Origin of the sequence: Pasteurella sp. WM03 (assembly GCF_004570945.1) — a bacterium.
In the GTDB taxonomy this organism is placed as follows: domain Bacteria; phylum Pseudomonadota; class Gammaproteobacteria; order Enterobacterales; family Pasteurellaceae; genus Rodentibacter.
Genome location: NZ_SPPO01000005.1, coordinates 115,911 through 141,342 on the forward strand (window position 1 = coordinate 115,911; position 25,432 = coordinate 141,342).

General features: G+C 40.1%; 18 protein-coding genes. 4 read left to right on the top strand and 14 right to left on the bottom strand.

Annotated elements, in window-relative coordinates; genetic code table 11:
* The first annotated feature begins 76 nt into the window (after positions 1-76).
* The 4 genes from hpt (at position 77) to gyrA (ending at position 7,697) form a co-directional block, all read left to right on the top strand.
* Positions 77-616, top strand: coding sequence for a hypoxanthine phosphoribosyltransferase (gene hpt, locus E4T92_RS06760; RefSeq protein ID WP_135093949.1), 540 nt, complete (start codon positions 77-79; stop codon positions 614-616).
* 446 nt (positions 617-1,062) lie between these two features.
* Positions 1,063-3,345, top strand: a complete 2,283-nt coding sequence (gene gshAB / locus E4T92_RS06765) for a bifunctional glutamate--cysteine ligase GshA/glutathione synthetase GshB (RefSeq protein ID WP_135093950.1) — start codon at positions 1,063-1,065, stop codon at positions 3,343-3,345.
* 177 nt (positions 3,346-3,522) lie between these two features.
* Complete coding sequence (locus tag E4T92_RS06770) at positions 3,523-4,914, top strand: DegQ family serine endoprotease (RefSeq protein WP_135093952.1); 1,392 nt, start codon at positions 3,523-3,525, stop codon at positions 4,912-4,914.
* Between the two features lie 137 nt (positions 4,915-5,051).
* Positions 5,052-7,697, top strand: a complete 2,646-nt coding sequence (gene gyrA / locus E4T92_RS06775) for a DNA topoisomerase (ATP-hydrolyzing) subunit A (RefSeq protein WP_135093954.1) — start codon at positions 5,052-5,054, stop codon at positions 7,695-7,697.
* A gap of 310 nt (positions 7,698-8,007) precedes the next feature.
* On the opposite strand, the gene E4T92_RS06780 is transcribed toward gyrA, so the two are convergent.
* From E4T92_RS06780 to murE, 14 genes are all read right to left on the bottom strand, one after another.
* Positions 8,008-9,165 carry a chorismate mutase gene (locus tag E4T92_RS06780; RefSeq protein WP_135093955.1) on the bottom strand — a complete coding sequence of 386 codons (1,158 nt, stop codon included), beginning with the start codon at positions 9,163-9,165 and terminating at the stop codon, positions 8,008-8,010.
* An 8-nt stretch (positions 9,166-9,173) separates the two neighbouring features.
* Positions 9,174-10,823, bottom strand: a complete 1,650-nt coding sequence (ushA, locus tag E4T92_RS06785; protein ID WP_135093957.1) for a bifunctional UDP-sugar hydrolase/5'-nucleotidase UshA — start codon at positions 10,821-10,823, stop codon at positions 9,174-9,176.
* A 95-nt stretch (positions 10,824-10,918) separates the two neighbouring features.
* A complete protein-coding gene (lpxC, locus tag E4T92_RS06790; RefSeq protein WP_135093959.1) occupies positions 10,919-11,836 on the bottom strand; it encodes a UDP-3-O-acyl-N-acetylglucosamine deacetylase in 918 nt (305 codons plus the stop codon).
* Between the two features lie 37 nt (positions 11,837-11,873).
* Positions 11,874-13,178: a cell division protein FtsZ gene (gene ftsZ / locus E4T92_RS06795; RefSeq protein WP_135093961.1), complete on the bottom strand. Its 1,305-nt coding sequence runs from the start codon at positions 13,176-13,178 to the stop codon at positions 11,874-11,876.
* A gap of 83 nt (positions 13,179-13,261) precedes the next feature.
* Positions 13,262-14,536, bottom strand: a complete 1,275-nt coding sequence (ftsA, locus tag E4T92_RS06800) for a cell division protein FtsA (RefSeq protein WP_135093963.1) — start codon at positions 14,534-14,536, stop codon at positions 13,262-13,264.
* A 23-nt stretch (positions 14,537-14,559) separates the two neighbouring features.
* Positions 14,560-15,324: a cell division protein FtsQ/DivIB gene (locus E4T92_RS06805; protein WP_135093964.1), complete on the bottom strand. Its 765-nt coding sequence runs from the start codon at positions 15,322-15,324 to the stop codon at positions 14,560-14,562.
* Positions 15,324-16,244, bottom strand: coding sequence for a D-alanine--D-alanine ligase (locus E4T92_RS06810; protein ID WP_135093966.1), 921 nt, complete (start codon positions 16,242-16,244; stop codon positions 15,324-15,326). The genes E4T92_RS06805 and E4T92_RS06810 overlap by 1 nt, the downstream gene beginning before the upstream one ends.
* A 78-nt stretch (positions 16,245-16,322) precedes the next feature.
* Positions 16,323-17,750 (bottom strand): UDP-N-acetylmuramate--L-alanine ligase, encoded by a 1,428-nt coding sequence (murC, locus tag E4T92_RS06815; RefSeq protein ID WP_135093967.1) that lies wholly within the window; start codon positions 17,748-17,750, stop codon positions 16,323-16,325.
* A 77-nt stretch (positions 17,751-17,827) separates the two neighbouring features.
* Positions 17,828-18,886 carry an undecaprenyldiphospho-muramoylpentapeptide beta-N-acetylglucosaminyltransferase gene (murG, locus tag E4T92_RS06820; RefSeq protein WP_135093969.1) on the bottom strand — a complete coding sequence of 353 codons (1,059 nt, stop codon included), beginning with the start codon at positions 18,884-18,886 and terminating at the stop codon, positions 17,828-17,830.
* 8 nt (positions 18,887-18,894) lie between these two features.
* Positions 18,895-20,079, bottom strand: coding sequence for a putative lipid II flippase FtsW (gene ftsW, locus E4T92_RS06825; protein WP_135093971.1), 1,185 nt, complete (start codon positions 20,077-20,079; stop codon positions 18,895-18,897).
* 11 nt (positions 20,080-20,090) lie between these two features.
* The gene (gene murD, locus E4T92_RS06830) at positions 20,091-21,401 is read right to left on the bottom strand and encodes a UDP-N-acetylmuramoyl-L-alanine--D-glutamate ligase (RefSeq protein WP_135093973.1); all 1,311 of its coding nucleotides are present in this window, start codon (positions 21,399-21,401) and stop codon (positions 20,091-20,093) included.
* A gap of 95 nt (positions 21,402-21,496) precedes the next feature.
* A complete protein-coding gene (gene mraY, locus E4T92_RS06835) occupies positions 21,497-22,579 on the bottom strand; it encodes a phospho-N-acetylmuramoyl-pentapeptide-transferase (protein WP_135093975.1) in 1,083 nt (360 codons plus the stop codon).
* A complete protein-coding gene (gene murF, locus E4T92_RS06840) occupies positions 22,573-23,946 on the bottom strand; it encodes a UDP-N-acetylmuramoyl-tripeptide--D-alanyl-D-alanine ligase (protein WP_135093977.1) in 1,374 nt (457 codons plus the stop codon). The genes mraY and murF overlap by 7 nt, the downstream gene beginning before the upstream one ends.
* A 17-nt stretch (positions 23,947-23,963) precedes the next feature.
* Complete coding sequence (murE, locus tag E4T92_RS06845) at positions 23,964-25,430, bottom strand: UDP-N-acetylmuramoyl-L-alanyl-D-glutamate--2,6-diaminopimelate ligase (RefSeq protein ID WP_135093979.1); 1,467 nt, start codon at positions 25,428-25,430, stop codon at positions 23,964-23,966.
* Positions 25,431-25,432: the final 2 nt, after the last annotated feature.

Genomic DNA, 25,432 nt, shown 5'->3' on the forward strand with positions numbered 1-25,432 from the left:
CCTGACAGTTTAAACCTCAGGCTTTTTTTTGTAGAATAGCGAGGTTTATTCGTCTTATACCCCAAAAGGAAACACAATGAAAAAACATCACGTTGATGTTCTCATTTCTGAATCTGATGTCAAAGCACGTATTGCGACTTTAGGTGCAGAAATTACCGCTTTTTATCAAGAAAAACAAATCAATAAACTGATCGTTGTCGGTTTATTACGTGGTTCATTTATGTTTATGGCAGATTTAGTCCGTGAATTAAAACTGCCGGTCGAAATTGAATTTATGACAACCTCAAGTTACGGTAGCGGTATGACGACTAACCATGATGTGAAGATCACAAAAGATTTGGAAGGCGATATTCGTGGTGAACACGTACTAATCGTAGAAGACATTATTGATACGGGTTACACCCTTGAAAAAGTCCGTGAAATTCTAAATTTACGAGATCCTGCAAGCCTAGCGATTTGTACCCTATTAGATAAACCATCACGCCGTGAGGTTAGCGTGCCGGTGGAGTGGGTCGGATTTGAAATCCCCGATGAATTTGTTGTTGGCTACGGTATTGACTACGCCCAACGCCATCGTAATTTAGGTTACATTGGTAAAGTCATCTTGGAAGAATAAGAGCATAATGCGTTTAAGGGCATCATACAGATGCCCTTTACCATATTGGAATGATTTTTTATTTCGCCGATACTCTTTATCCCCGTATTATGTTGCATATTCCAAAAAACTGAAATTTCCAACGAAGAGATACATAGTGTGCGTCTCATATCAATCAAATGATTTCAATATAGAAAAAGTGGACACAAGCAGTCCCCACAACAGAACCCAAAACCAATGTTATGCCACTACAACATAATATCGAAGTTATTTTCTTCTTCCTTTTTCTTACAATATGTTTCCTACACCTAAAAATATTTCTCCATTCTCTTATAACTATTCCTTATAGCTAAGACGATTTTTTTATTTGCGTTGAGATAAATTAATTTTAATAATTTGGTCATACCAAAAATAAATTCCAACAGGGCAATATCAATGCCTTACCCAATAAGGAGAAAGGAGACTCTATGAAAATTCAGCAGGTTATAAAAGAAAATCGGTTGGCTCTGCTGTTTCAGCAAGGCTCTTTTGGGATTGAAAAAGAAAGTCAACGTGTATATGCAGATGGATCCATCGTCGTGACTGAACACCCGAAAGGTTTTGGCGATCGCGCTTATCACCCCTATATCCAAACAGATTTTGCCGAAAGCCAGCTTGAATTAATTACGCCACCAAATAAAAACATTGAAGACACCTTCCGCTGGCTGTCAGCCATTCATGAAGTGGTATTGCGTACTATGCCGCAAGATGAATATGTGTTTCCGTTAAGTATGCCGGCAAAGTTGCCTCGGGAAGATCAAATCAAAGTGGCACAATTGGAAAACCCGATGGATGTAGCATACCGTGAACACTTGGTAAAGTCTTACGGAAAAAGTAAACAAATGGTGAGCGGTATTCACTATAACTTTCAACTCGATCCTACCTTAGTTCAACAGCTCTTTAGCGGGCAAAATGACTACCAAAGTGCGGTAGATTTTCAAAATGATTTATATCTGAAAATTGCCCGCAATTTCTTGCGTTATCAATGGATTCTTGTTTATTTACTGGCAGCAACACCAACTGTTGATGCCAATTATTTTCGCGACGGTACGCCACTCAAACCGGGGCAATATGTACGCAGTTTGCGTTCCAGCCAATACGGTTATGTGAATAATCCAAGTGTGAAAATTTCTTACGATAGCCTACAAGATTATGTGAACACTCTGGAACATGCGGTTAATAGCGGTCAGTTAATTGCAGAAAAAGAGTTGTACTCCAACGTCCGTTTGCGTGGCGCAAAACATGCCCGAGAACTGCTTCAAAACGGTATCCAATATTTAGAATTCAGACTGTTTGATTTGAATCCGTTTGAGCCTTATGGCATCGGCTTGAACGATGCAAAGTTCGTGCATTATTTCATTTTACTTATGGCTTGGCTGGATGAAGAATCCACCGAAAGTGCGGTCAATTTAGGCAAAGAAAAATTAGCACAGGTAGCCTTGGAAGATCCATTATCTCCCACTGCTTTTCAAGCGGAAGGAGAACAGGTTTTACACCAACTGCTAGCTATGTTGGCAGACATTCATAGCAATGAGGAAATCAAAAATATTGTTAAGGATAAACTCACGCAGTTTGCCAATCCAACTCAAACCCTCGGCGCACGTTTAGTAAAAGCGATTGAAGAACATGGCAGTTATCAAAAACTGGGGGCAAAACTGGCGATACGCTATAAAGAACAGGCATTTGAACGTTTTTATGCGTTGTCTGCCTTTGATAATATGGAGCTTTCTACTCAAGCCTTAATGTTTGATGCGATCCAAAAAGGGCTAAAAATTGAAATTCTAGATGAGCGGGATCAATTCCTCAGTCTGCAATTCGGTGATCATTTGGAATATGTAAAAAACGGCAATATGACTTCGCACGATAGCTATATTTCACCACTTATCATGGAAAATAAAGTCGTCACCAAAAAGGTGTTGGCAAAAGCCGGCTTTAATGTTCCTCAGAGCGTAGAATTTACCGATATAAAACAAGCTATTGCCGGCTACCCTTTATTTGCGGGACGTGCCGTGGTGATCAAACCAAAATCTACCAATTATGGTTTAGGTATCAGCATTTTCCAACAAGGCGTGCATGATCGTGAGGATTTTGCCAAAGCCATTGAAATCGCTTTCCGTGAAGACAAAGAAATTATGGTGGAAGATTATCTCAGCGGTACCGAATATCGCTTCTTTGTCTTAGGCGATGAAACCTTGGCTGTGTTATTACGGGTTCCGGCTAATGTCATCGGTGATGGCGTGCATACAGTAGCGGAATTAGTTGCTCAGAAAAACGATCACCCTCTGCGTGGTGATGGTAGCCGTACGCCACTGAAGAAAATTACCTTAGGCGATATTGAACAATTACAGTTAAAAGAACAAGGCTTGACGGCTGATAGCATACCGCCAAAAGATCAGTTGGTGCAATTAAGAGCCAATTCCAATATCAGTACCGGTGGTGATTCAATTGATATGACCGATCAAATGCATCCAAGTTATAAAGCACTTGCAGTGGGCATCACTAAAGCAATGGGGGCGGCGGTGTGTGGCGTGGATTTAATTATCCCAGATCTCACCAAACCCGCTGAGCCGCATTTGAGCTCTTGGGGCGTGATTGAAGCCAATTTCAATCCTATGATGATGATGCATATTTTCCCTTATGTGGGGCAATCCCGCCGGGTCACGCAAAATGTACTGAACATGTTGTTTCCAGAATTGAAATCATGTTTCTAATACTAAAGGCGAATCGCAGTAGATTCTCCTTTTTGCTTATCTAAAATAGGGGGCATTTCGTCATATTTCTACTAGATAGCCCCCTTCTTCTCCCTTGTATTTCTGAACATTTTCCCCATATCCTTGTCTAACCGAGCACATATTTAGAGACTGTCTATATTTTTACTTGGAGATTCTATGAAAAAAAGTCATTTTTTATTAAGCAGTATTGCATTAGGTTTAAGTGTTCTAGGCACATCTATTAGTACACAAGCAAGTTTGCCGAGTTTTATCAGTGAACAAAATAGCCTAGCTCCTATGCTTGAAAAAGTACAGCCTGCCGTAGTGACCATTTCCGTGGAAGGCAAAGCAAAACGAAATAGTCGTTCAGCACTTCCGGATGATATTCCAGAGGAGTTTAGATTTTTCTTCGGTGATCAATTCGCAGAACAGTTTGGTCACCGTGGCAGTTCACGCAACTTCCGAGGATTGGGTTCAGGTGTGATTATTAATGCAGATAAAGGCTATGTATTAACCAATAATCACGTCATCAATGATGCAGATAAAATCAATGTGACCTTACAAGACGGGCGAGAGTTTAAAGCAAAATTAGTCGGGAAAGACGAACAGTCAGATATTGCGTTAATTCAAATTGAAAAGCCATCAAATTTGACCGCACTTAAATTTGCCGATTCTGACAAATTGCGTGTGGGTGATTTCACCATTGCTATTGGTAACCCATTTGGTTTAGGTCAAACAGTAACCTCAGGTATTGTTTCCGCACTCGGGCGTTCAACAGGTTCTGATAGTGGCGCTTATGAAAACTATATTCAAACGGATGCCGCGGTAAACCGTGGCAATTCCGGTGGCGCACTGGTAAATTTAAATGGTGAGCTAATCGGTATCAATACTGCGATTATTTCACCAAGTGGCGGTAATGCCGGCATTGCTTTTGCAATTCCAAGTAACCAAGCGAACAATATCGTTCAACAAATTTTAGAATTTGGTGAAGTACGTCGTGGATTATTAGGAATTAAAGGCGGTGAATTAAATGCCGATCTCGCAAAAGTCTTCAATGTTAATGCTCAACAAGGTGCATTTGTGAGTGAAGTATTACCTCATTCCGCTGCAGAAAAAGCCGGAATCAAAGCCGGTGATGTAATCACTGCAATGAACGGTCAAAAAATCTCAAGTTTTGCAGAAATGCGTGCTAAAATTGCGACCTCTGGCGCAGGAAAAGAAATTGAGCTCACCTATTTACGTGATGGTAAATCACAAAATGTGAAGGTGAAATTACAAGCGGATGACGGAAAAGGTCAAAGTGCAAGCAGTATTGAATTGCGAGCCTTAGACGGTGCAGAATTAAATAACTACAATGAGAAAGGGATAAAAGGGATTGAAATCAGTAAAGTTCAACCGAATTCCCTTGCCGCACAACGAGGATTAAAAGTTGGCGATATTATCATTGGGGTAAATCGCCAAGCGGTGGAATCAACCCAAGATTTACGTAAGGTTTTAGAAGATAAACCTTCCGCAGTGGCATTAAATATTTTGCGTGGTAACAGCAATTTCTATTTACTCGTGCAATAAGATTAAAAGTGCGGTCTGTTTGACAGCAATTTTATAAAAACGGTGTTTTATCAAGCGTAAAGCACCGTTTTTTCATGGGAAAAATACCGCTTTTATGCTACAATTCGCCCAATTTTTTGATCAAAAAAGGACTACCCATGACGGATTCAATCCAATCCTCTATTACCCCTGTCAATATTGAAGAAGAACTCAAATCCTCCTACCTTGACTATGCGATGTCCGTGATTGTCGGACGTGCTTTACCTGATGTCCGTGACGGTTTAAAACCCGTACATCGCCGCGTGCTATTTTCTATGGATCGTGAAGGCAATACGGCTAATAAAAAATACGTCAAATCTGCTCGTGTGGTCGGTGATGTGATCGGTAAATATCACCCTCATGGTGATTCTGCCGTGTATGACACGATCGTCCGTATGGCACAACCTTTCTCACTACGTTATATGTTGGTGGATGGGCAAGGTAACTTTGGTTCAATTGATGGCGATGCACCTGCGGCAATGCGTTATACCGAAGTACGTATGCAAAAAATTACACAGGCATTGCTCACGGATTTGGATAAAGAAACCGTCAATTTCTCACCAAACTATGACGGCGAATTAATGATTCCCGATGTATTGCCAACCCGTATTCCCGCATTGCTTGCAAACGGTTCGTCCGGTATTGCTGTGGGGATGGCAACCAATATTCCGCCTCATAACCTAAACGAAGTATTAAACGGTTGTTTGGCTTATATTGATAACAATGACATCACGATTGATGAATTAATGCAATATATTCCAGGGCCGGACTTCCCTACAGCTGCCTTAATCAATGGGCGTAAGGGTATTGAAGAAGCCTATCGTACCGGCCGTGGTAAAGTCTATGTTCGTGCAAGGGCGACTGTCGAAACCAATGATAAAGGTCGCGAACAAATTATCGTGTCTGAATTGCCTTACCAAGTCAACAAGGCAAAACTGGTGGAAAAAATTGCCGAGCTTATTCGCGAGAAAAAAATTGAAGGGATCAGCAATATTACCGATCTTTCCAACAAAGAAGGGATTCGTATTGAGATCGATATCAAACGCGATGCTGTCGGTGAAGTGGTATTAAACCACCTTTATTCTCTCACCCAAATGCAAGTCACCTTTGGTATCAATATGGTTGCCTTGGATCACGGTCAGCCACGTTTATTCAATCTGAAAGAAATCATTGAAGCCTTCGTATTGCACCGCCGTGAGGTCGTGACACGTCGCTCAATTTTTGAACTTCGTAAAGCCCGTGAGCGTACCCATATTTTGGAGGGGTTAGCAGTAGCACGTTCTAATATTGATGAAATGATCGCCATTATCCGCAATTCCAAAAACCGAGAGGACGCAGCTAATGCCATTAGCTCTCGTTCTTGGGCATTGCACAGCGATATTATCAATCTACTTGATATTACTGCACGTCCGGACGATCTTGAGGAAAACCTAGGCATTCAGGGCGAACAATATTATTTATCACCGGCACAGGTCAATGCAATTTTAGAACTTCGCTTACACCGTTTAACCGGCATCGCTTTTGAAGAAGTAGTGAAAGAATACCAAGAATTATTGGTAAAAATTGCCGATCTTCTTCATATTTTGGGCAGTGCTGAACGTTTAATGGAAGTGATCCGTGAAGAATTGGAGGAAGTGAAATCACAATTTGGTGATGAACGTTTAACGGAAATTACTACGGCTTCGGGCGATATTGATTTAGAAGATCTGATCGCTCAAGAAGATGTGGTGGTAACACTTTCCCACGAAGGTTACGTGAAATATCAACCTCTGACCGATTATGAAGCACAACGCCGTGGTGGGAAAGGAAAATCAGCGACGAAGATGAAAGAAGAGGATTTCATCGAAAAACTACTGGTTGCCAATACCCACGACACAATTCTCTGTTTCTCAAGCCGTGGGCGTTTATATTGGTTGAAAGTGTATCAACTTCCACAGGCCAGCCGTGGCGCACGTGGTCGTCCAATTGTAAATATTCTGCCGTTACAAGAAAATGAACGTATCACCGCCATCCTGCCGGTTTCCGCTTATGAAGAAGATAAATTTGTAGTGATGGCAACGGCCGGCGGTATTGTGAAGAAAATTGCCCTCACCGAATTTAGCCGCCCACGTTCAAGCGGTATCATCGCCTTAAATTTACGTGATGAAGATGAGTTAATCGGCGTCGATATTACGGACGGTAACAATGAAATTATGTTGTTCTCCTCTCAAGGCCGTGTAGTGCGTTTCGCTGAAACGGCTGTGCGTGCAATGGGGCGTTTAGCAACCGGAGTTCGTGGCATTAAACTCGCCTTAACCAATGATATGTCAGAAGACGAAAGTGCGGTCGAAATTGAAGAAGTTTCTGATGAAAACACAGAAGAGTCTTTGGATCTCAATATCGACAAAGTGGTTTCCTTAGTTATTCCAAAAGGTGAAGGTGCCATCTTAACGGCTACACAAAACGGTTACGGTAAACGCACTCAATTAAGCGAATATCCAACTAAATCCCGTAATACAAAAGGGGTGATTTCGATTAAGGTAAGTGAACGCAACGGAAAAGTCGTCGCCGCCACCCAAGTGGAAGAAACTGATCAAATTATGCTAATCACTGATGCCGGTACACTTGTTCGCACCCGTGTCAGCGAAGTGGGAATTGTCGGACGCAATACTCAAGGTGTACGCCTAATCCGTACAGCAGAAAATGAACAAGTGGTCAGCCTTGAGCGAGTGTGCGATATGGATGATGAAGAGACCTCAGAAGAAACAGGGATAACAGAAGAATAACTCTAAAAGCTAGGACTTCACTCAAAATATGAGTGAAGTCCTTTTTTCGGTACCAGATTCCTCTCCCCTCTTCCCTCATCTTATAAAAAGAGCGGTCAAAAAATTCGGCATTATGTAGCAGTTACACAGATCTGTTTTTGGGTTATCTTGTAGGGACACACTGCGTGTGTCCGTTATAAAAATCGAGTTATTTCAATAGGTTAAAATTTGGACACACACAGTGTGTCCCTACATATCGCTGAAATTTATATTTTGTGCATTTGCTACATAATACCGAAAAAATTCATGTTTTTATGACCGCCCTTTTTTCTTAAAGATTAACAGGTTTAACTATTTCACTGGGATAACAACCTAAAATTTTTAAGTAATGGCTATAAGCTTTCAATTCTTCCAAAGCTTTTTGTGTATCAGGATGATGAATATTCGCCTCAATTTCCAAATAGAACATTTCTTCCCAAGGTTTTCCATAAATGGGTCTGGATTCAAGTTTAGTCATATTAATTTGATATTTTTTGAATACCAAAAGCGCATCAACCAAAGAGCCTGCCTGCTGTGGTGTCGTCATCAGCAATAAGGTTTTTGTATGAATTTGTGGGGAAACCTCTTGTGGTTCTCTTGATACCACAATAAATCGAGTTATATTATTTTCTTGATTCGCGATGTCACTTTTCAACATCGTTAATCCATATAACTTTCCGCCATCCTCATTTCCAAGTGCGGCAATATTTGGCTTATCCAGACTTGATACCAACTGCATTGCATGCGAACTGCTTTCACAATACTCAATATGAACACGCTCTAAGCTATGAATAAATTGACTACATTGTTGAATCACCTGTGGGTGACTATACAAGGTATCAATTTGACTTAAATCCGTTGTTCCATTAACTAAAACACAATGCTTAATCGGATAAGCCAGTTCACCAACAAGCGATAAGTCAGTATGCTGAAGCAGATCATAAACTTCATTAATCGCACCTGATGTCGTATTTTCTAAGGGCAGAACACCAACATCAGCTTCGCCATTTTTCACTTTTTCAAATACTTGTTCAAACGACTGGCATCCAACTTCCACAAACGGCTTTTGATAGCGTCCAGCATAATTACGGGCTGCTAAATTGGAATAGGAACCTCGTTTTCCTAAAAAAGCGATATGCAAATTTTGGCTACGTTGTTCATTCAGTTTATTTTGTAAATAAACCTGCTGAGTCAATACCGAATCTTCAATGATCTTTTGAAAAATAGACGTAATATATTGTGGCTCAAGCTGATAATTTTCATTTTCCGCAAATTGCACAAGATCTTGCAAAAGTTGTTGCTCCCGTTCTGCATCACGTAAGGCTTTTTGAGTGATTTCTTTACTTCTTACCACATCAAAAGCCAAACGATGGCGTTCAGACAATAACTTTAAAAGACGTCGATCAATTTGTGTAATGAGCTGCCGAATTTCAGATAATTCTAACGCCATATTCATCCTTATTTAAAGATTATTTCATCTTTTGGATCATATTTTGATGCATCAAGCGGGGCTTTTTGTGAATTTTTCCAAATATATTTAGCAAGTACTTCCGCATCAATAAAACCAGTATTTAAGAATGTTGGATTTTTTGTTACAACCGGATAACCATCTCCACCGGCAGCGTTATAGCTTGGTAAAGAAACACGATAAGTTTTATTTAAATCTAGTGGCTTACCTTGAACTTTAACATTTTCGACTTTTTGTGCCTCTTTGTTCACGACCATAGAAATGCCGGAATATTGTGCATAAGCACCTGAATCCACTTCTTTTAATGCCACTACATTCAAATAATCCATCAACTCTTTACCTGTAAAATCCACATAGCTCACAATATTGCCGAATGGGTGAACTTTTAAAATATCACGATAAGTCACTTTACCCGATTGGATCGAATCTCGAATTCCACCTGAATTCATAATTCCAACATCTGCCCCTGCACGTTCACGTTGCGCTTCAGCAATTAAGTGGCCAAGATTGGTTTGTTGAAAACGAATAATAGTACGATCACCTTCCAGCTTGCCTTTTAATTCGCCTAGTTCACGCCCCAATAATTCATCACCTTTATTTTGATAAACTTTTAATAAGCTCTCAATTTCTGGATCTTGAGGAATCACTTCACCATAATTGACATACTCGGTTTTACCATCTTCTTTCGTGACTTTTTTCTTCAGGTTCACCGGAATTAATTCGTAATTCACAAGTTTTAATTCACCATTTTTGAACTCAAAATCCGCACGTCCTACATATTTTCCCCATTCGTATGCCTGCATTATCCAAGTACCATTTTGGAAATCCGGCTTGCAGGGCTGAGTAGGTTTATAATCCTTAACCCATACGCCTTTTTCATCCACACATACGGGATCATGGCTATGTCCCCCCACAATCATATCAAATGCCCCTTTATCTAAATTACGGGCAAGTGAAACATCACCGGGTGCATTGGAGCCATATTGGGCATCGTAATAGTAGCCCATATGCGTTAATGCAATTTTCACATCCGGTTTTTCATTTTCACTTAGCATTTTAAGGGTTTCTTTCGCAGATTCTGTCGGATCTTTAAAAATCACGTTACCGGTATATTCTGGATTACCCAATTTTGCGGTGTCTTCCGTTGTTAATCCCACCACTGCAATTTTCAATCCTTGTTTATCTAAAATTGTATAGGGTTTAACAAGTGGTTGATTAGTTTTCTTATTAAATACATTTGCCGATAAGAACGGAAATTTAGCCCAAGATTCTTGCATAGCAAGCATTTGTAGAGGGTTATCAAATTCATGATTACCCAATACCGTCGCTTCATACCCCATTGCATTCATCGCTTGGATATCAGGTTCTGCATTTTGCATATCAGATTCAGGTACCCCCGTATTAAAGTCACCGGCATTTAATAAAATCACTGATCCACCTTTCTTTTCTACTTCCGCTTTCACACGATTAATAATGGTTTTTTGAGCAGGAAAACCATACTCGCCTTTACTGTTTGGCCAAAAATGCCCATGAGTATCATTAGTATGAAGAAGTGTGAAATGGTAGGTCTTGTCTTGTTCATATGCCATTGCAGCAGAGGTTACAAGAACTAAAGGTAAAACAGTCAATAATTTTTTCATGAAAACTCATCCTAAATTAACCGCTCTTTTCTCGAGCAAACACAAACAAAAAAGCTATACTTCTTGTGGAAATATAGCTTTTTTACAAAACATAATTAGATTAGTACTTGAACAGGAGCAACATATCCATGAGGTACTTGTTCCTTATTTTCAAAGGTCACAAACTCCCATGTATCCTGATTTGCCAAGGCAGCACGAAGTAATTTGTTATTTAATCCATGACCGGATTTATAAGCTTTAAAATCACCAATGATGTTATAACCTGCCATATAAAGATCACCAATCGCATCTAACATCTTATGACGGACTAATTCATCTTTAAAACGCAAGCCTTCCTCATTCAAAATACGATAATCATCCAACACAATGGCATTATCTAAACTTCCGCCTAATGCCAAACCTTGTGATTGAAGATATTCAATATCTTTCATAAAACCAAAGGTTCTTGCGCGACTAATTTGGTGAATAAATGCTTGAGTGGAAAAATCCATGACATAATTTCGCACATTTTTACCAATCGCAGGGTGCTCAAAATCTATAGTGAAATCTAAACGAAAACCATTATAAGGTTTAAATTCAGCCCATTTATCACCTTCTTCTACCCGCACTTTTTGTTTGATACGAATAAATTTTTTCGCAGCATTTTGTTCCTCAATACCGGCATCTAATAATAAATAGATAAATGGACTTGCACTACCATCCATAATTGGAATTTCAGGCGCATCCACCTCAATAATGATATTATCAATACCGAGTCCTGCCAATGCTGCATTTAAGTGTTCAACGGTTGAAACACGGACACCTTGTTCATTTACAAGAGCTGTACAAAGCATTGTATCTCGTACACATTCAGCATTTGCTGGGAAAGTTACCGGTGGATTTAAATCCGTACGACAATAAATAACCCCCGTGTTCGGCATTGCAGGACGCAAGGTTAATGTCACTTTTTTACCACTGTGTAAGCCAACACCCGTCACTTTAATGCTTTGTTTTAACGTTCTTTGTTTAATCATATTTTTGCCTTATTGTTTGACAACAAGATCTTATTTGCTATTTATCATTTTGATCCATTACTTTTGGATCAAACTTTTGAAAAGAAGACAAACGCTCAGTAATCGGTTTTTCCAATTCGCTACGATATTCTTTAGGCTGCGGAATCGAGTCTTGAGAATAAGAAGAGCGAATTGGCTCAGGTTGTCTGAATGATGTCGTTGTTTGTTCTTGTGTTCTTAATGAAATTCCTTGAACATTTTCACTCGGGTGATGAAGCGGTGGCTGTGACGGCTGAATTGGTTTTTGAACCTGAATACTTTCATTAGGTGCAATTTCCCCCAATCCCGTAGCAACGATAGTCACTCGAATTTCATCACTCATTTCCGGTACCAAGGTTGTACCAACAACAATAGTTGCATCTTCCGAGGCAAAGCTGTGAATGGTATCACCCACGACATTGAATTCATCAAATGCAATATCAAAACCACCGGTAATATTGATCAAAATACCTTTAGCATTCGTTAAATCTACTTTTTCTAATAAATCGTTACGAACTGCAATTCTCGCGGCTTCTTCGGCTCGACCTTCACCTGGCGCGCCCTTTGCAGAACCAAATCCAATCATTGCTTGCCCCATTTCGGACATAACAGTTCTAACATCTGCAAAATCCACGTTAATCATACCAGGCGAGGTAATCATATCGGAAATACCCATCACAGAGTTACGCAATACGTCATTTGCAGCAGCAAATGCATCAATTAACGTTGCATTTTTAGGGAGAACTTTCTGAATTTGCTGATTAGGAATAATGATCATTGAATCAACATATTGTGCGAGATCCTTAATACCTAACTCTGCAAACTGCATACGTTTTTTGCCTTCAAAAGCAAAAGGTTTTGTTACAACAGCGACAGTCAAAATACCCAATTCTTTTGCAACCTTAGCAACAACAGGGGCAGCCCCTGTCCCTGTACCACCACCCATACCGGCAGCAATAAAGACCATATCAGCGCCTTCAAGCATTTTACGGATTTCTTCTTGATCATCTTCAGCCGCTTTACGACCCACATTAGGATTGGCCCCAGCACCAAGTCCTTTTGTCGTCGCACCACCGATCTGCACAGTTTGTTGAACTTGGCTTTTACGTAATGCTTGTGCATCAGTATTCACTGCATAGAAAATAATTTTTCCATGTTCCTCACTATCAAACGAATTTTCCCCAAGAAAAGTACCACCGATGTCTTGCTTAATCATATTAGCAACCATATGGTTAACAGCGTTACCGCCACCACCGCCAACACCGACCACCTTAATCAGTGCACCTGATTGTTCTTCAAAATCACCGTAATCTGGGTATAACATTTGTGTTCTCCGTTCCGCTAATACTCTGCTAGCACATTAATAAAAGTTAAATTTTTTGTATTGTAGATGAAAAATCAAAATAATCAAAACTCTGACTTCACTTTATTTGCAATTTTTTTAATCCAAGACCAGAGTGTACTTAGAAGATTGCTTTCAGAATGATCACCACCAATAAGTTCATCATCACTGTTGCTATGACTGTATTGTAATAAACCTATAACAGTTGAATACTGTGGACGATTCACATAATCGGTTAAGCCGGTAATATTTAGCGGGCTACCAATTCGCACTTGACAACCAAAAACATCCATCGCACATTCTCTCAGATCTTCAATTTGTGCCCCACCACCGGTAATCACCACTCCAGCAATTAATTCAAACTTAATATGTTTACGTTCTAAATCTGCTTTTAATTTATCTAATTCGTCCTTTACAACGCCAAGAAGTTCCGTATAACGGGCTGATGTAATTAAAGATAAATCGCTTTTCGTTAAAGATCGAGGGGCTCGTCCACCAATACCCGCGACTTCAATTTTCTTATCACCCTGTAAACGCGCAGGATATATTGCGCTTGCGTAATTGACCTTAACACGTTCTGCTTCAGCTCGAGAAATCGTACAAGCATGGGCTATATCATTGGTCACAATGTTTCCCGCATAAGGAATGACTTTACTAAAACGTAATGCACCGTTAGTAAACACCATAACATTCATTGTACCGGCACCAAAATCAACTAAGCAAACACCAAGATCTTTTTCATCGTCAGTTAAAACCGAATGGGTTGCAGCAAAACCAGAAAACACCACTTTATCGACCTGTAAGCCACAACGCTCCACTGCTTTTTTCAGATTATTTTGCCAATCTTGATGACAAGTAATTAAATGGACATGGGCATTTAAGCGAACCCCTTGCAAACCAAGCGGATTTTTAATATTTAATTGACGATCCACCGCATATTCTTGTGGGATCACATGTAATAAAGAAACGCCTTCGGGCAATTTGATTGTACTCGCATTATATAAAGAGGAATCAACTTCATCTTGGGTCACCTCCGTTTCACCAATAGGAACAAATCCACTTTCATTTAAACTTTGAATATGCTCCCCGGTAATCGCTAAAGTAACACTCATGATTTGACAATCTGCCATTGATTCTGCGGCTTCAATCGCACGCTGAATAGCATTGACGACTGCATCTAAATCTGTAATGCTTCCACGGTCAATTCCCTTTGAAGGACAGCTTCCCACGCCAAGTACATTCACCACGCCATCGGGTAAGACCTCACCTACGACAGCTACAACTTTTGACGTTCCCACTTCAAGTCCGACAATTGCTTTTGTTTCAACTAGTTTTGCCATTATCTATTACACCCACCGAATTTTTATTTATCGACCATTCCCACCGCAGCGCCCGAGCTATACCGTAAATCCACATAGCCAATTCGTTTATTTTCCGATACTTCAATTTGTGGATAAATTGTCACAAAACGCTCCAATTTTGATTTCCATGCGCCTCGCCCAAGTTTCAGTACTATATCATTATCAAGTGTCACTTGCCATGCGCCCCGCTCGTCAATTGTGATGCCTTTTACGTTTAAATTTTTTGCTTTAAAGTCTGCATAAATCTGGTTCCAAGCTTCAAGTACTTTTAAGCTCTGGTAATCAGGCCCGCCTAAATAAGGTAATGTCTTATTTTTCAAACGTTCCATTGGCAACTGAAAAACTGTCCCATCTTTTGTAACGAACTCTGTTTTATTCCAAATTGCCACCGGCATATACTCCGTCAACCAAATACTCAGACGATTAGGCCAAACCTTACGAACAACAGCCCCTTTCACCCAAGGTAACGTTTCCAGCTGTTCTTGAACAGCCTTAACATCTTGTCCCCAAAAACCTTTTAGCTCCCCCATTTTCAGAAGTACGTCCTTCACATCCGCATAATCCGTAAATTCTGTGTTCCCGATTAATGCATAGGCAGTAATCGGCTTTGAATCAAAACTTTCTAACCAATCCTGCCAATTTGAATAAACGAAATAGCCAACCCCGACACACAATAGCACAATCAACAAGCGAATTTGTATAAGATATTTAAAGGTTGATTCACCATATCGAACATTTGACGTACTTTTGCGTTTCAGTACATTCATTACGCACTCAGCTCCAAAATTTTCACAACCAATTGTTCAAAAGAAATACCCACTGTCGCCGCTGATTTAGGAAATAAGCTATGGCTTGTCATCCCCGGATTAGTATTAACTTCAACTAAACGAAAATCACCTTTTGCATCACACATCACATCAATACGGCTCCAACCTCGGCATCCTACTGCATCATATGCCCGTTTCACTAATACAGCTAATTCCTGCTCACGTTCGGGTGTCAAGCCGGCAGGGCAAAAATACTGGGTATTATCGGAAATATATTTTGCCTCGTAATCGTAAAACTCACCTTCAGGTACAATACGCACTGCCGGTAACACTTGCTCACCTAAAACCGGTACGGTCAATTCATCACCTGAAAGCCATTCTTCAATCAGGATAGTATTATCAAATTTAAGTGCAAATTCGACCGCACTTTTCAGCTCTTCTTCACGGCCAACCTTTGTTAATCCTACGCTCGATCCTTCTAATGAAGGTTTAACCATTAAGGGTAAACCTAATTTTTCCACAATTGCTTTCGTATCTAACTGCTCAACAGTCTCGCGTGTTACCACTTCCATATCAGCCACAGGTAAACCAAAGGCTTTCCATAACATTTTGGTACGCATTTTATCCATCGTTAACGCGGATGCCATCACGCTACAACCGGTATAGGGTAAACCAATTTGCTCCAACAACCCCTGCATCGTGCCATCTTCACCGCCCCGACCATGCAAAATATTGAATACACGATCAAAACCGTCTTTTTTAAGATTTGCCACATTATATTCTTTCGGATCAATCGGATGAGCATCATAACCTTGAGCGATAAGAGCATCTAATACTGCTTTACCGGAATTTAACGAAACCTCACGTTCAGCAGATGTTCCTCCTAATAAAACAGCAATTTTTTCTTGTTTTAAATTCATCTTTTTATCCTACTATTATAATTTTTTATTACGATTTGGCTTTTCATATATGAACATTAATTCATATATATCACAACATTAATTTTTCCAAGATTCGGCTAAATTACGGGAAATTTTACTCACGCTGCCCGCCCCTTGTGCCAACACCAAATCACCATCTTGAATAATTTGATCAAGTACCTCACCTAATTGTTCGGTATCAGAAACTAAAATCGGATCAACCTTTCCTAAATTACGGATTGAACGACAGAGTGCTTTGCTGTCTGCCCCAACAATTGGCGATTCACCGGCAGCATAGACATCTAGCATAATGAGCGCATCCACTTGTGAAAGGACTTGAACAAAATCATCAAATAAATCACGGGTACGTGAATAACGGTGCGGTTGGAAAATCATCACAACACGTTTCCCCGCCCAGCCTTCACGGGCAGCCTTAATCGTGACCCCAACCTCCGTCGGGTGGTGTCCATAATCATCCACTAGACGAACTTTTCCATTTGGACGAATAAATTCACCTAATTGATCGAAACGACGCCCTGCACCTTGGAAATCGGCGAGAGCTTCCAAAATTGCTTCATTACCAATCCCTTCCTCTTTTGCTACTGCAAGTGCCGCTGTTGCATTTAACGCATTATGTTTACCCGGTACATTTAACAACACATTAATACGTTCGCCATTCGGACAAATGACTACATAATGTCCTTGGAAACCGGTTTGTTCATAATCCTCTATTCGATAATCAGCGTTCTCATTAAAACCATAAGTCACCACTTGTCGTCCTACTCTTGGCACTAATTCCATCAATACCGGATCATCGGCACACATTACCGCTAAACCATAGAAGGGCAAATTGTGTAGAAATTTCACATAAGTGGCTTTCATTTTTTCAAAATCGCCTTCATAAGTATCCATATGATCCGGCTCCATATTGGTCACTACCGATACCATAGGTTGCAAATGTAAGAAGGACGCATCACTTTCATCCGCTTCCGCTATTAAATAACGACTTACACCAAGATGTGCATTTTTTCCGGCTGATTTCACTAACCCACCATTAACAAATGTTGGGTCTAATTTCGCTTGGGTATAAATCATTGAAATCATCGCAGTCGTGGTTGTTTTTCCATGAGTTCCAGCCACTGCAATACCGTGACGGAAACGCATAATTTCTGCCAACATTTGCGCTCGCTGAATAACAGGAATACGTTTTTGTGTTGCGGCAATAAGTTCAGGATTATCCTCACAAATCGCACTGGATACCACCACAACACTTGCCCCCTCAATATTTGAGGCAGAATGTCCAATAAAAACCTTAGCCCCGGCTTGTACAAGACGTTGCGTCACCACGCTATCGGCAATATCCGAGCCTGAAATTCGATAACCTTCGTTTAAAAGAATTTCAGCAATACCACTCATACCTGCGCCGCCAATACCAATAAAATGAATTTGCTGAACACGTCGCATTTCGGGGATTATTTTTCTAATTTCTTCGTAAGAATGTTTCATTTTCTTTTCCTTATATCCTTTAATAAAAATTGTCACCTTTTCCAAAAGTGCGGTCAAAATTCCAAAGGATTTTTATATTATTTTGCATTTTCAATAATCACGTCAGCAACACGCTGTGTAGCAAATGGTGTGGACATGGTCTTGGCTTTCATTGCCATTTGTAAAAGCTCATTTCGAGTAAAATTCTGCAAATAATTAATCAAAATTTCAGGCGTTAAATCGGCCTGTTCCACAATTTTAGCCGCCCCTACATCAGCGAGATATCTGGCATTAAGGTATTGTTGTTTGTCCTTATGCTGAAATGGAACAAAAATTGCTGCCGCCCCTACTGCTGCAATTTCACACACGGTTAAGGCTCCTGAACGACAAATCACAACATCCGCCCATGAATAAGCCTCCGCCATATCATCAATAAATTCTGTTATTTTTACTTGCGATGCATTTTCACCATAGCGCGCCATCACACTTTCGACCATACCTTTCCCGACTTGATGGCGAACCTCTAATTTACTTGCTAGTTGTTCAACCACTTTTGGCAATGTGTGGTTCAATACACGCGCCCCCTGACTACCGCCCACCACTAGCACTCTTAGTTTTTCACTACGGTCAGCAAAACGCACCTCAGGTATCACCATACTAAAGAAATCCTGACGAACCGGATTCCCAACCACTTCAGCATTTGGAAATGCATTAGGAAAACCTTGTAGTACACGAGTTGCAATTTTGGCAAGCCATTTATTTGTTAAACCCGCAATTGCATTCTGTTCGTGTAAAATAATGGGAACCCCACAAAGTTTTGCTGCCACACCACCCGGCCCGGAAACATAACCGCCCATACCGAGCACCGCATCAGGCTTTTCCTCTTGAATAATTTTTTTCGCTTGAAGCACTGCACGAAAAATAGCATAAGGTGCCGCAAGTAGTGCTTTAATCCCTTTACCACGTAAACCGGAAATTTGAATAAAACGGATCGGAATACCATGCTTAGGGACAAGTTGGGCTTCCATTCGATCTTTTGTCCCCAACCAACAAATATCCCACCCCTGCTTTTGTAAAGTTTGCGCTACCGCAACAGCAGGAAAAATATGACCTCCCGTTCCCCCAGCCATAACTAATAATTTTTTCTGTTTATTCATTTTTATTCCTAATCGTCACGCAAGTGTGCTTGTCCACCACGTTGTAAACGGTTTTCGTGGTCAATACGAAGTAAAATACCAATGGTGGCCGACATAATCATAATACTCGAACCACCATAACTCACTAATGGGAAAGTCAACCCTTTCGTTGGCAACATCCCAAGTGCCATTCCTAAATTCACAAAACCTTGGAAGAAAATCCAAAAACCGATACCAAAGGCAAAAAATCCTCGGAAACGCTGTTCTAACAACAACGATTCACGCCCGATTTTTAGTGTTCGGAATACTAATAATCCTAATAAAAACACGACGACTAAAATACCGATAAACCCGAATTCTTCACCAATAATTGCCATAATAAAATCCGTATGCGCTTCCGGTAAGTAATCTAATTTTTGAATAGAGTTACCGAGCCCCTCTCCCGTAATTTCTCCACGACCAAATGCCATCAGTGAATTGGTAAGTTGGAAACCTTTTCCATAAGGATCTTTAAAAGGCTCTAGAAAACCAATAAAACGGTTAAAACGATAAGATTCGGAAATGACTAACCATATAAATAATAATGTACCGGTTCCAATTAAACCGATAAATTGCCAAAAGTTTGCGCCAACAATAAAAAGCATCCCAAAGGTAATCACAAACAATACCACGGTACTACCTAAATCTGGTTGTTTCAGTAAGAAAACTCCCAGCACGCCCATTACAATAAAGGGTTTAAAAGCACTTAGCTTATTTACCCGCACCTCATCATAACGTCGGGTAAAATAACCGGCTAAAAAACAGGTTAGTGCAAGTTTAGCAAACTCTGCCGGTTGGAAATTAAGGATTCCTAGGGAAATCCAACGTTTTGCACCATTTACAGATGAGCCCACAATGAGTACAGCAATCAGCAAAGCGATGGCCAGGAAAAAGATATTTACATGCCATTTTTCCCATTTCTGGGTGGAAATTTGCATGGTGAAATAGCAAGTCAAAAGAGAAAGAGAAACATAAAGTGCATCACGTTTTGCAAAATAAAACGCATCATTAAATAATCTTGAACTGTAAGGGATAGAAGCAGATGTTACTGCAACCAAACCAACAATTAATAAAATTACAAAAAGCAAGAATAATGCCCGATCATATAACAATCCTTGAGGCGTAATTCGAGTCCAATCATCAAGATTTTGTTTAATTTTCTGAATAAATTCCATCGTTCTATTTATTAATTTAATTTTGCTAAACGGCTAAATTCCTCACCACGCTTTTCAAAGGAAGCGAACTGATCAAGACTTGCACAAGCCGGTGACAATAATACGATGTCACCGGTTTTTAGTGTTGGGCGCAAAAACTCAATCGCTTGTTCCATGGTTTCAAACAAATAGCCTTGCGAAGAAAGTTTTACTAATTCCGCCCCATCACGACCAAAACAATAACAAATAATATGGGGTTGATTAATCAAGGTTGCCAATGCTGAAAAATCAGCGCCTTTACCATCTCCCCCTAGTAACAAATGCAATTTGCCTTCTACAAATAACCCCGTCAGTGCGGCGATAGTACTACCAACATTTGTTGCCTTAGAATCATTGATCCAGCGTACTCCATTTGCGTTATGCACCAGTTGAAAACGGTGATCCAAGCCTTTAAAGTGACGAAGTGTGGTACGAATTGCTTCTAGATCTATCCCTACCGATTGTGCTAACGCCGTTGCCGCAAGAATATTCATATAATTATGCCGCCCAACAAGCCCCACGTCTTCGCAAGGTAAAAGCACCTCATTTTTCACCATTAAATACTGTTTACCTTTTTCTGTTCTGATCCAATAATCCCCATGATGTTCGGCAAAAGACAAAATCTGTTCTGCTTGATTTTCACCTTCGCCAACAGTTAGTTGATCTTCGCCATTCACAACGGCGACATCCGCATTTTGATAGATACGTAATTTGGCTTGGCGATATTCTTCCAAATTCTCGTAACGATCCATATGATCTTCTGTCACATTTAGCACCGTTGCTGCGGAGGCTTTTAAGCTATAAGTCGTTTCTAACTGGAAACTTGATAATTCCAACACATAAAGATCATCATCTTCTTTTAATAACGATAAAGCGGGAATACCGATATTTCCCCCCATTCCCACTTTTATGCCTGCCGACTTTGCCATTTCATACACGAGTGTCGTTACCGTGCTTTTACCATTTGATCCTGTAATTCCCACAATAGGTTTAGTCGCAGCTCGGCAGAATAATTCAATATCACCGATGACTTCCACGCCGGCAGAAAGTGCGGTCTGAATTTCCGGTGTTTTTACCGAAAGTCCTGGGCTGATAATGATTATATCGCTTTCATTCAACCACTGTTGATTTAACCCCCCCGTGTAAAGCGGAATATTTTTGGCAAGTTTATCTACACCTAGCGGATTTTTTCTCGTATCCATAACACGAATATTGGCATGTTGAGATTGGAGATAGTCAACGCAAGATAAGCCTGTCTTACCTAGACCAATAACCGTAATCGTTTTATTTTGGTAATGACTCATTTTATTTCTTCTTTTTTGATTCTTTATAATGATTCGGTCAGATTTCCGTAAAAGTTAACTTCCCTCAGTAAGAGCAGAGAGAAACCCAATAAATATCAACGTAGTTTTAGTGTGACCAGCCCCATCAACACTAATATCAATGAAATGATCCAGAACCGAATAATCACTCTTGGTTCCGGCCAACCTTTCAATTCAAAATGATGATGAATAGGCGCCATTCGGAAAATACGCTGTTTACGCAACTTATAAGAGCCAACTTGTAGAATTACAGAAAGTGCCTCAACCACAAACACACCGCCCATAATCACTAATAAGAACTCTTGACGAACTAAAATTGCAACAACACCTAATGCACCACCTAATGCTAATGAGCCCACATCTCCCATAAACACTTGTGCAGGATAAGTATTAAACCAAAGAAAACCTAACCCGGCCCCAACAATTGCGGTACAAAATACAACAACCTCTGAGCTATATTTAATGTAAGGAATGTGTAAGTATCCGGCGAAATTTACATTCCCTGTTGCCCATGCGATCAATGCAAACGCCCCTGCGACCAATGCTGTCGGCATAATTGCCAAACCATCTAGTCCATCGGTTAAATTTACTGCATTCCCCGTACCAACAATCACAAAATAAGATAGCACAATATAAAACAAGCCTAATTGAGGCATAATATCTTTAAAGAAAGGAACAACTAAACGAGTTGCATCAGTATCATGTCCAAGCCAGTACAACCAAATAATCGCCACCAGCGCCACAACTGACATCCAAAAATATTTCCAACGAGCAATTAGACCATCCGTATTTTTTCGAGTAATTTTACGATAATCATCAACAAAACCGATTGCCCCATAACCAAATAATACAAATAGACAAACCCACACATAGGGATTGGTTAAATTTGCCCAGAGTAGTGTACTGACACCAATGGAAAAAAGGATCATCACGCCCCCCATCGTTGGCGTGCCTTTTTTAGCAAAGTGGCTTTCCGGACCGTCGTTACGTACCTCTTGGCCAAATTTTAAAATTTGCAAGCGTTTAATGACTTTTGGGCCAATCCAAAGTGAAATAATCAGTGCGGTCAATAACGAAAGAATTGCGCGCACGGTAATATATGAGATTGCGTTAAACGCCGTTTCATAACGAACAAGAAATTCAGCAAGCCAAACTAACATTTAATTTTATCCTTTAATGAATAAATCACATCTTCCATTTTCATTGAACGGGAACCTTTTCCTAGTACCACAACATATTGATCTTGTTTCAATTTTTCCTCAATAAGCGGAACCAAGAAATCTACCATTTCGGCTTTATCGACAAAATGTTTTCCCAAAACAGCCTCAGAAATGACCGCACTTTCATTGCCAAAAGAGCAAACTAAATCCAAACCAGCCTCCTTAGCGTACAGCCCTACTTTACGATGAATATCAAGAGAATCTTCTCCCAACTCTTTCATATCCCCCACACATAAAATACGGAAGGCCGGATAATTTTTGAGTACATCAATTGCCGCACACAGTGAATCTTGATTCGCATTATAGGTATCATCTAATAAGAGCAAATTGTGATTAACTTGAATAGGGAACAAACGACCTTTTACCTGAGAACGTTGCTCTAATCCCTTTTTTACATCCGTTAAAGCCGCCCCCACATTCATTGAAAGTGCGGTCGCTGCCAAGGCATTTTTTACGTTATGTACACCTAAATAAGGTAAATTAATTTCAACTTTTCCTTTCGGTGAAACTAATGTAAAACTCGAACCTTGTTCATGATATTGAAGATTTTCAGCGTAAAAATCCTTTCCGTTAAAATATTGGATCGGATGCTCACCTATTTCTTTTTGCCAAATATCAAGGTAATTATGCTCTGCATTGATAATCGCAATACCATTAGATGTTAATCCCCTATAAATTTCACCTTTAGCCTTTGCAACCCCCTCTAGAGAGCCAAAGCCTTCTAAATGAGCAGGAGCAATATTATTGATCAGTGCCACATCAGGCTGAGCAAGCTTTGCCGTATAATCAATTTCACCTTGATGATTTGCCCCTAGTTCAATGACCGCAAAACGGTGTTTTTCTTCTAAACGTAACAAAGTGAGCGGTACTCCAATATCATTATTGAAATTGCCTTGAGTGAAAAGTACCGCTTCCGGATTTCCTACGGCTTGTTGCAAAATACTCGCTGTCATTTCTTTTACAGTCGTTTTACCGGAAGACCCTGTCATTGCCACTGTACGAGGGTTAATTTTTTCACGCAACCATTTAGCCAATTGCCCCAATGCCAACCGAGTATTCTCAACCACAAGTTGTGGAATATGAATCGTAGGATCGGCTTTCTGAACGACCAAAGCAGTAGCCCCCTGTGCTACTGCTTGATGAAGATACTGATGAGCATCAAATGTTTCGCCTTTTAAGGCAAAAAACACGTGATTTGGCACAGATTGACGTGTATCCGTATTGATATTCTCAACAACAATCTGCCCATTACCCATCAATGAAGCATTAACAACTTCAGCAAGTTGTTGCGTGGTTAAATTAATCATAAATAAGTCAAATACGTTTATTGATTTAAGTAAAACATGACGGTTTCTTGATCAGAAAAATGCAAAGTTTCGTTACCAATAATTTGATACTCTTCATGCCCTTTTCCTGCAATCACAATCAGATCATTTTCACCCGCACCTTGAATCGCAAATTCAATAGCCTGCTCACGATCAGAAATTAAGCCTACTTTATTCATATCTCTAAAACCGGCAACAATATCGGCTTCAATCTTATCAGGATCTTCTGTACGGGGATTATCCTTGGTCACAATAATCATATCCGCAAATTGCTCTGCAACCTTTGCCATTAACGGGCGTTTACCTATATCACGATCACCGCCACAACCAAAAATACACCAAAGTTTTCCTGTGCAATGTTCACGTGCAGCAATAAGCGCCTTCTCTAATGCATCCGGTGTATGTGCATAGTCAACAATAACAGCTGGTTTTCCGTTTACTTTAATCATTTCCATTCTTCCACGAACTCCTTTTAATTTTGAAATATGACTTATTAAGTCATCCAATGAATAACCCAATGCCAATAACGTTGCCATTACCAGCAACAGATTACTCACATTAAATGCCCCAATTAATGGGCTATTTAACGTTCCATTTCCCCAACTGGATTCAAAATAAATGATTGCACCTTCTTGGGTAAAATTCACTGATGTCGCTTTTAACCATTTCTCAGTCTTTGGTTGAAAATTTACATGAGTACTGACAGCAATACCCTTTGGTAATTCATCTAACCATGCAGCACCAACAGAATCATCCGCATTCACAACTTTCAGTTCGGGATTTAGTTCAAAAAGAAAACGTTTTTTAGCTTGAGCATAGTTTTCCATGGTTCCGTGATAATCTAGATGATCACGGCTTAAATTAGTAAAAATTGCGGCGTTAAAATCAAGTGATTCTACACGATGTTGAACTAAGCCGTGGGAAGATACCTCAATCGCAGCAAAATCCGCCCCGGACTCAACAAACGAAGCGAGTGAAGATTGAATTTCAACAGGTGACCCGGTAGTATTTTTAGCTTCAACAATGTGCCCTAATAATCCGTTTCCAATTGTTCCCATCACCGCAGGTTTATGCCCTAACTGTTGAACCCACTGTGCTAACAACTGAGAAACTGTCGTTTTTCCATTCGTACCGGTTACCCCAACAAGTGTCAATTTTTTAGAAGGATAATCATAAAACTTATCCGCAATTTCAGATAACTTTGCCGATAAATTATCGTAGTAAATAACCGGTACCTGCTGTTGATATTTTATACGTAGATGCTCATCTACCGAATCGGTTTCAGCGACAACCGCACTTGCCCCAGCTAAAACGGCTTGTTCAATAAAGCGAGTTGCGTCAACTTGTTGCCCTTTTATTGCGACAAATAAATCACCGGCTTTCACTTTTCGGCTATCTAAGACCAATTCATGAATATCAACTTCAGGAAGTGACGGCAAATTAAAAAGTGCGGTTAATTTTTTCATTG

What these genes read in the sequence shown, in the direction of transcription:
- hpt (WP_135093949.1), top strand. Translation starts at nt 77, where the DNA reads ATGAAAAAACATCACGTTGATGTTCTCATTTCTGAATCTGATGTCAAA.
- gshAB (WP_135093950.1), top strand. Translation starts at nt 1,063, where the DNA reads ATGAAAATTCAGCAGGTTATAAAAGAAAATCGGTTGGCTCTGCTGTTT.
- E4T92_RS06770 (WP_135093952.1), top strand. Translation starts at nt 3,523, where the DNA reads ATGAAAAAAAGTCATTTTTTATTAAGCAGTATTGCATTAGGTTTAAGT.
- gyrA (WP_135093954.1), top strand. Translation starts at nt 5,052, where the DNA reads ATGACGGATTCAATCCAATCCTCTATTACCCCTGTCAATATTGAAGAA.
- E4T92_RS06780 (WP_135093955.1), bottom strand. Translation starts at nt 9,165, where the DNA reads ATGGCGTTAGAATTATCTGAAATTCGGCAGCTCATTACACAAATTGAT.
- ushA (WP_135093957.1), bottom strand. Translation starts at nt 10,823, where the DNA reads ATGAAAAAATTATTGACTGTTTTACCTTTAGTTCTTGTAACCTCTGCT.
- lpxC (WP_135093959.1), bottom strand. Translation starts at nt 11,836, where the DNA reads ATGATTAAACAAAGAACGTTAAAACAAAGCATTAAAGTGACGGGTGTT.
- ftsZ (WP_135093961.1), bottom strand. Translation starts at nt 13,178, where the DNA reads ATGTTATACCCAGATTACGGTGATTTTGAAGAACAATCAGGTGCACTG.
- ftsA (WP_135093963.1), bottom strand. Translation starts at nt 14,536, where the DNA reads ATGGCAAAACTAGTTGAAACAAAAGCAATTGTCGGACTTGAAGTGGGA.
- E4T92_RS06805 (WP_135093964.1), bottom strand. Translation starts at nt 15,324, where the DNA reads ATGAATGTACTGAAACGCAAAAGTACGTCAAATGTTCGATATGGTGAA.
- E4T92_RS06810 (WP_135093966.1), bottom strand. Translation starts at nt 16,244, where the DNA reads ATGAATTTAAAACAAGAAAAAATTGCTGTTTTATTAGGAGGAACATCT.
- murC (WP_135093967.1), bottom strand. Translation starts at nt 17,750, where the DNA reads ATGAAACATTCTTACGAAGAAATTAGAAAAATAATCCCCGAAATGCGA.
- murG (WP_135093969.1), bottom strand. Translation starts at nt 18,886, where the DNA reads ATGAATAAACAGAAAAAATTATTAGTTATGGCTGGGGGAACGGGAGGT.
- ftsW (WP_135093971.1), bottom strand. Translation starts at nt 20,079, where the DNA reads ATGGAATTTATTCAGAAAATTAAACAAAATCTTGATGATTGGACTCGA.
- murD (WP_135093973.1), bottom strand. Translation starts at nt 21,401, where the DNA reads ATGAGTCATTACCAAAATAAAACGATTACGGTTATTGGTCTAGGTAAG.
- mraY (WP_135093975.1), bottom strand. Translation starts at nt 22,579, where the DNA reads ATGTTAGTTTGGCTTGCTGAATTTCTTGTTCGTTATGAAACGGCGTTT.
- murF (WP_135093977.1), bottom strand. Translation starts at nt 23,946, where the DNA reads ATGATTAATTTAACCACGCAACAACTTGCTGAAGTTGTTAATGCTTCA.
- murE (WP_135093979.1), bottom strand. Translation starts at nt 25,430, where the DNA reads ATGAAAAAATTAACCGCACTTTTTAATTTGCCGTCACTTCCTGAAGTT.